At 53.1% G+C, this 6,079-nt stretch carries 5 protein-coding genes; 3 read left to right on the forward strand and 2 right to left on the reverse strand.

Annotated features, from left to right (window positions below):
- Positions 1–20 precede the first annotated feature (20 nt).
- Together raiA and bamD are read right to left on the reverse strand one after the other, a co-directional pair.
- On the reverse strand, positions 21–356 hold the full coding sequence (gene raiA / locus OK412_RS21945; protein ID WP_003849030.1) for a ribosome-associated translation inhibitor RaiA: 336 nt from the start codon (positions 354–356) through the stop codon (positions 21–23).
- Between the two features lie 281 nt (positions 357–637).
- Positions 638–1,369, reverse strand: coding sequence for an outer membrane protein assembly factor BamD (gene bamD / locus OK412_RS21950; RefSeq protein ID WP_010248444.1), 732 nt, complete (start codon positions 1,367–1,369; stop codon positions 638–640).
- A 129-nt stretch (positions 1,370–1,498) separates the two neighbouring features.
- Here bamD and rluD point away from each other — a divergent pair, with 129 nt between their 5' ends.
- The 3 genes from rluD to clpB all read left to right on the forward strand — a co-directional run bounded on the left by rluD (position 1,499) and on the right by clpB (position 5,903).
- Positions 1,499–2,476 (forward strand): 23S rRNA pseudouridine(1911/1915/1917) synthase RluD, encoded by a 978-nt coding sequence (gene rluD, locus OK412_RS21955; protein WP_010248442.1) that lies wholly within the window; start codon positions 1,499–1,501, stop codon positions 2,474–2,476.
- On the forward strand, positions 2,476–3,204 hold the full coding sequence (yfiH, locus tag OK412_RS21960; protein WP_264353548.1) for a purine nucleoside phosphorylase YfiH: 729 nt from the start codon (positions 2,476–2,478) through the stop codon (positions 3,202–3,204). Before rluD ends, yfiH begins: the two co-directional genes overlap by 1 nt.
- A gap of 113 nt (positions 3,205–3,317) precedes the next feature.
- Positions 3,318–5,903, forward strand: coding sequence for an ATP-dependent chaperone ClpB (clpB, locus tag OK412_RS21965; protein ID WP_029519628.1), 2,586 nt, complete (start codon positions 3,318–3,320; stop codon positions 5,901–5,903).
- Positions 5,904–6,079 lie beyond the last annotated feature (176 nt).

A 6,079-nucleotide genomic window follows, 5' to 3' on the forward strand; every position in this document is an offset into this window, starting at 1 on the left:
AAGAAACAACGTTAAGAAAATCAGGACTCTTCGTCGGCGGGAATGATGTCTTTCACGCTGGCACTGGCGCGGCGTGCTTCAGACTTGTGCTGAACTTTATTCAGCTGACGCTCGAGCTTGGCAATCAAATCGTTGATAGCGGTATACATATCATCGTGCTTGGCGCTGGCCACCAGAGTCCCGTTAGGTGTGTTAATAGTGGCGTCAGCCACGAATTCTTTGGGCTCTTTGGAAAGGACAATATGTGGATTAATCAGGTCGGTTTGCCATTTTTCGAGCTTGGCGAGACGGTCTTCAACATGGCTTCGGATTGCCGGAGTGATGTCCATTTGTTTACTGGTAATGTTCAGAATCATCGTTCTTACCTCTCTGTCATTTCCGTCTTGGTCTTCTCAGCATAGCGCGAAAAAGCGTTCAATGTGGGATTTCGATCACGAAAAAATGTCACTTTTTGTCAGTCACAACATTCTGTGAGAAAGGCAGAGAAACTGGCCGAAATGGCTTGAAGCGAAACGATTAACACGGCATGCTTGATGAGTTAGCTCGCTGAGAACAGATCCAAATCTGACTGTTCTGTAAGCAAAAAAAAGCAGCCCTGAGAGGCTGCTTTTTTTATGGCTGAAAATCCTTCGAACGATCAGCTTTTGTTAGCTGCAATGATTTTCGCCACTTTATCGGCTTCAGCGTTCAGCTGCAGATTGCGGTAAGCATTCTCCATCAGCGGCAGGGCATCGTGTGTTGCCTGCGTATCCGGATAATCGCGCATCATACCTTCGACACGGTTAACAACCGCGACATAAGCCTCACGCTTAGTATAGAATTGCGCCACTGACAGCTCATATTTAGCCAGACGGTCTTTCAGATAGACCAGGCGTTTCTGAGCATCAGCCGCATACTGGCTGTTCGGGTAACTCCGCAGCAGCTGGGAAAAGTCGCGGAAAGCATCACGAGCGTGCGTCGGATCGCGGTCAGAACGATCAATACCAAAGAAGCCCTGCAGCGCGGAGTCATCCAGCGCCATGTCCGTCAGACCTTTCATATAGATGACATAGTCAATGTTCGGATGCGTGGGGTTCAGACGCATAAAGCGAGCAATGGCAGCCTGCGCCAGGGGCAGATCGGCATTTTTATAGTACGCGTAGATTAAATCCAGCTGCACCTGCTGCGAATAAGGACCGAACGGATAACGATTATCCAGCGCTTCCAGTTGCTTAATCGCAGCTTTAAAGTTACCGTCCTGCAGCTTTTGCTGCGCTGTAGCATAGATTTCAGAAGGCGGGCTGTCCGGTACCGCGTCATTTGAGCCGGAACAACCAACAAGTGCCAGGCTCAGTGTGGCAGCAGCCACCAGATGTTTCATACGCGTCATGACGAAGTGATTATCCTCAAATGTTATGGCGGAAGCTGTCCGTATAGCTCCCGGTAATGACCAGGTACGATAGCACATTATATTAAACGGCATCGCCGTGAAAACCCAACGTTAACGAAGAAGCTGTATATGGCACAACAAGTTCAACTCACCGCAACGGTATCCGAATCACAACTCGGACAACGCTTAGATCAGACTTTGGCGGAATTGTTCCCTGATTATTCACGTTCTCGCATAAAAGAGTGGATCCTCGATCGTCGCGTTACTGTAAACGGCGTCATGGTCGATACACCCAAAGAAAAAGTGCTGGGCGGCGAGCTGGTCGCGATTGACGCTGAGATCGAGGAGGCGCAGCGCTGGGAACCGCAGAATCTGCCACTCGACATCGTTTATGAAGATGAAGACATTATTGTCATCAACAAACCACGCGACTTCGTGGTTCACCCTGGCGCCGGTAATCCGGATGGCACGGTGTTAAACGCCTTACTTCATCACTATCCGGCGATTATGGATGTGCCGCGCGCGGGCATCGTACACCGCCTGGATAAAGACACCACCGGTTTAATGGTGGTCGCGAAAACTGTTCCGGCTCAGACGCATCTGGTGGACTCGCTGCAGCGTCGCGAAATCACCCGTGAATATGAAGCGGTTGCGATTGGCAATATGACTGCGGGCGGCACCGTTGAGCAGCCTATCAGCCGTCACTCAACTAAACGCACCCACATGGCGGTACACCCAATGGGTAAACCGGCGGTCACGCATTACCGCATCATGGAGCACTTCCGGGCCCATACCCGTCTGCGCCTGCGTCTGGAAACCGGTCGTACTCACCAGATCCGTGTGCATATGTCTCACATCAGCCATCCGCTGGTGGGCGATCCGCTTTACGGTGGCCGTCCGCGTCCGCCAAAAGGCGCGTCTGAAGCATTTATTACTACGCTGCGCGGTTTCGATCGTCAGGCACTGCACGCCACGATGTTGCGCCTCTATCACCCCATTAGCGGTATTGAAATGGAATTCCATGCTGCGCTTCCGCAGGACATGGTTGATCTCATCGCGGCGTTAAAAGCAGACACTGAAGAATTTAAAGACCAGTTGAATTGGTGATGAATCTGATGACTCCTCAATGGCCCGCTCCGTCACGCGTTCGGGCCTGCTCGACGCAGCGACAGGGCGGCATCAGCACATCGCCCTGGGATGCACTGAATCTCGGCGGGCATGTGGGAGATAATCCGGATGCGGTGGCGCGTAACCGGCAGTTGCTGTTGGAAGAGGCGGGTTTACCTGCCATGCCGCAGTGGCTGGATCAGGTTCATGGCACTGAGGTTGTGCGTCTGACTGCAGGGGAAAATACGCCATTACGTGCTGATGCCTGTATTACCGATCAGCCCGGCGTCGTCTGTGCCATCATGACCGCTGACTGTCTTCCGGTCCTGTTCTGTTCGCAGGATGGGACGGAAGTGGCGGCGGCACATGCAGGCTGGCGCGGACTTTGTGCGGGTGTACTGGAAAATACGCTGGCGCAGTTTCGTTCGCCGCCTGATCAGATTCATGCCTGGCTTGGACCGGCAATCGGACCTGATGCGTTTGAGGTCGGCGAAGAAGTCCGTCAGGCCTTTATGGCTCAGGATCCCAGGGCTGTGCAGGCTTTCCGTCCATCAGGTGACCGCTTTTACGCCGACATCGGCCTGCTGGCGCAGATGCGACTACAGGCAGCGGGCGTGAATTCAGTCAGCGCCAGCAGCCGTTGTACCTTTACGCAGCGCGACGATTTCTTCTCTTTCCGCCGCGATGGGATCACCGGGCGTATGGCAACTTTGATCTGGCTGTTATAACCTTACGCCATAAGACGGTCCAGTTAGCGTATTTTTTACTCAAATCTCAGGTCATTAACCTTGAAATTTTGAGGGATGACCTCATTTAATCTCCAGTAGCATTTTGACCTGTAATGGGAGGAATTATGCGTCTGGATCGTCTTACTAACAAATTTCAACTGGCTCTCGCCGACGCGCAGTCCCTCGCTCTGGGACACGACAATCAATTCATCGAACCTCTGCATCTGATGAGCGCATTGCTCAAACAGGAAGGCGGATCGGTTTCACCTTTACTGACTTCGGCCGGTGTCGACGTTACGCCATTTCGCGCTCAGGTTGAGCAGGCTATTGATCGCCTGCCACAAGTTGAAGGCAGCGAAGGCGATGTACAACCCTCATCTGACCTCGTCCGGGTATTAAACCTGTGCGACAAGCTGGCACAGAAGCGCAACGATAACTTTATTTCATCCGAATTATTTGTTCTGGCCGCCCTGGAATCGCGGGGCTCACTGGCCGATCTGCTCAAAGCAGCGGGCGCAACGCGTGAAAAAATCACCAGTGCGATTGAACAGATGCGGGGAGGAGACAACGTGAACGATCAGGGGGCTGAAGATCAGCGCCAGGCTTTAAAAAAATACACTATCGACCTGACCGAGCGGGCAGAGAAGGGCAAACTCGATCCGGTCATCGGTCGTGATGAAGAGATTCGCCGCACCATCCAGGTTCTGCAGCGCCGTACCAAAAACAACCCGGTACTGATTGGTGAACCTGGCGTGGGTAAAACCGCGATTGTCGAAGGGCTGGCGCAGCGCATCATCAATGGTGAAGTGCCTGAGGGTCTGAAAGGACGTCGGGTACTGGCACTGGATATGGGTGCGCTGGTGGCCGGGGCGAAATATCGCGGTGAATTCGAAGAGCGTCTGAAAGGCGTACTGAGTGACCTGTCGAAACAGGAAGGCAACGTCATTCTGTTTATCGACGAGCTGCACACCATGGTGGGAGCCGGTAAAGCGGACGGTGCGATGGACGCCGGCAATATGCTTAAACCTGCGCTGGCGCGTGGTGAACTGCACTGTGTGGGTGCCACTACGCTTGATGAGTATCGCCAGTACATTGAAAAAGATGCCGCGCTGGAGCGTCGTTTCCAAAAAGTCTTTGTGGCTGAGCCGAGTGTGGAAGATACCATCGCCATTCTGCGTGGTCTGAAAGAGCGTTATGAACTGCATCACCATGTGCAAATCACTGACCCGGCGATTGTCGCGGCGGCGACCCTGTCTCATCGTTATATTGCTGACCGGCAGCTGCCGGATAAAGCGATTGACCTGATCGATGAGGCAGCTTCCAGCATTCGTATGCAGATGGACTCGAAGCCGGAGTCACTGGATCGCCTTGAGCGCCGTATCATTCAGCTGAAGCTGGAGCAGCAGGCGCTGAAGAAAGAGGCGGACGATGCCAGCATCAAGCGTCTTGAGATGCTGGAAACCGAACTCAACCAGAAAGAGCGCGAATACGCCGAGCTGGAAGATGAGTGGAAGACAGAGAAAGCCTCGCTGTCCGGCACGCAGAACATTAAAGCTGAACTTGAGCAGGCGCGTCTGAATTTAGAGCAGGCACGTCGCCAGGGTGACCTCGCTCAGATGTCAGAGCTGCAGTACGGTAAAATTCCGGCACTGGAAAAACAGTTAGCCGCAGCGACTCAGGCCGAAGGCAAGACCATGAAGTTACTGCGTAACCGGGTAACCGATGTGGAGATTGCCGATGTGCTGGCACGCTGGACCGGTATCCCTGTCGCACGAATGATGGAAGGTGAGCGCGATAAGTTACTGCGCATGGAGCAGGACTTACATGGCCGGGTTATCGGACAGGATGAAGCGGTTGAGGCGGTATCGAATGCTATTCGCCGTAGTCGCGCAGGCCTTTCTGATCCAAACCGGCCTATCGGTTCCTTCCTGTTCCTGGGGCCAACGGGGGTCGGTAAGACGGAGTTGTGTAAAGCGCTGGCTAACTTCCTGTTCGACAGTGACGATGCGATGGTTCGTATCGACATGTCTGAATTTATGGAAAAACACTCAGTATCACGGCTGGTGGGTGCACCTCCGGGTTATGTCGGCTATGAAGAGGGCGGTTATCTGACCGAAGCTGTGCGCCGTCGGCCTTATTCAGTCATCCTGCTGGATGAAGTAGAGAAAGCGCATCCTGATGTTTTCAACATTCTGCTGCAGGTGCTGGATGATGGGCGTCTGACGGATGGGCAGGGCCGGACGGTCGATTTCCGTAACAGCGTGGTGATTATGACCTCTAACCTGGGATCAGATTTAATCCAGGAGCGGTTCGGCAATCTCAGTTACCCGGAAATGAAAGATATCGTGATGGGTGTGGTCGGACAGCATTTCCGTCCTGAGTTCGTCAACCGTATTGATGAGGTGGTGGTGTTCCATCCGCTGGCTGAGAAACATATTGCGTCTATTGCGCAGATTCAGCTGCAGCGGCTGTACAAACGTCTGGATGAACGGGGTTATCAGCTGCACATCTCTGATGATGCGATCAAACTGCTGGCGGAGAACGGATATGATCCGGTCTACGGTGCACGTCCGCTGAAACGTGCGATACAGCAGCAGATCGAGAACCCGCTGGCTCAGCAGATCCTTGCCGGTTCGCTGGTGCCAGGCAAAACCATCGAAATGGATGTGGAGAACAACATCATTACTGCACATCAGTAAGGGTGTGGAATGAAAAACGGGCCTCTGGCCCGTTTTTTTTGCCCTTTTGAGGGGTTTTTGCTTATTTAATACTCCTTTTGAGTGCAAAATGAACGGTCAGTAAAAAAGTCTCAATTTGCACTTGCGCTATCTGAGCCGTTCCCTATAATGCGCCTCCACTGACACGGCAAACCGGA

This window comes from Pantoea sp. JV6 (assembly GCF_025910055.1).
GTDB classification, from domain to species: Bacteria; Pseudomonadota; Gammaproteobacteria; order Enterobacterales; family Enterobacteriaceae; genus Pantoea; species Pantoea agglomerans.

Excerpts from the sequence above, each read along its gene's own strand:
- rluD (WP_010248442.1), top strand. The coding sequence starts at position 1,499 with ATGGCACAACAAGTTCAACTCACCGCAACGGTATCCGAATCACAACTC.
- clpB (WP_029519628.1), top strand. The coding sequence starts at position 3,318 with ATGGGAGGAATTATGCGTCTGGATCGTCTTACTAACAAATTTCAACTG.
- raiA (WP_003849030.1), bottom strand. The coding sequence starts at position 356 with ATGATTCTGAACATTACCAGTAAACAAATGGACATCACTCCGGCAATC.
- yfiH (WP_264353548.1), top strand. The coding sequence starts at position 2,476 with ATGAATCTGATGACTCCTCAATGGCCCGCTCCGTCACGCGTTCGGGCC.
- bamD (WP_010248444.1), bottom strand. The coding sequence starts at position 1,369 with ATGACGCGTATGAAACATCTGGTGGCTGCTGCCACACTGAGCCTGGCA.